General features: G+C 44.9%; 1 tRNA gene. It reads left to right on the top strand.

Annotated elements, in window-relative coordinates:
* The first annotated feature begins 70 nt into the window (after positions 1-70).
* Positions 71-146: transfer RNA gene (locus OGV94_RS00775), tRNA-Glu, on the top strand.
* The last annotated feature ends 150 nt before the right edge of the window (positions 147-296 follow it).

Raw genomic sequence — 296 nt, 5'->3', positions numbered from 1 at the left:
CTTTGTAGTGCTCACACAGATTGTCTGATGAAAAGTAAATAGCAAGGCGTCTTGCGATTGAGACTTCAGTGTCCCCTTCGTCTAGAGGCCCAGGACACCGCCCTTTCACGGCGGTAACAGGGGTTCGAATCCCCTAGGGGACGCCACTTGCTGGTATGTGTGAGTGAAAGTCGCCGACCTTAATATCTCAAAACTGACTTCCGAGTCATGTTTGAGATATTTGCTCTTTAAAAATCTGGATCAAGCTGAAAATTGAAACGACACACTGTTTCATTTCTCCGTAATAAGAAATGAAA

It is taken from the genome of Citrobacter sp. Ce006, from assembly GCF_030336535.1.
Classification (GTDB): domain Bacteria; phylum Pseudomonadota; class Gammaproteobacteria; order Enterobacterales; family Enterobacteriaceae; genus Citrobacter; species Citrobacter europaeus.
Note: the sequence above shows the minus strand (reverse complement) of the source record. Positions and strands in the feature narration are given on the sequence as shown.